Origin of the sequence: Onishia taeanensis, from assembly GCF_013349955.1 — a bacterium.
Taxonomy (GTDB): Bacteria; Pseudomonadota; Gammaproteobacteria; order Pseudomonadales; family Halomonadaceae; genus Onishia; species Onishia taeanensis_B.
In genome coordinates this window covers 1-220 of record NZ_JABVXC010000092.1, presented here as the reverse complement: position 1 = coordinate 220, position 220 = coordinate 1, and the positions used below count along the sequence as shown (strand labels likewise).

Here is a 220-nt window from a genome sequence, read left to right as displayed (position 1 = left end):
TCCCCGATAGCTCAGTTGGTAGAGCAAATGACTGTTAATCATTGGGTCACAGGTTCGAGTCCTGTTCGGGGAGCCATCCATGCCCTGATCGATCAAGTAAGTGTGTAGTAGGTAGTAAGTGCATAGCAGTAAGCCTATAGCTGTTCCCCGATAGCTCAGTTGGTAGAGCAAATGACTGTTAATCATTGGGTCACAGGTTCGAGTCCTGTTCGGGGAGCCA

Annotated in this window: 2 tRNA genes; both read left to right on the top strand. The window is 49.1% G+C overall.

The features are described 5' to 3' along the window. A tRNA-Asn gene (locus HUS66_RS17610) sits at positions 1-76 on the top strand. Positions 77-144: 68 nt separating this feature from the next. Continuing rightward, a tRNA-Asn gene (locus HUS66_RS17605) sits at positions 145-220 on the top strand.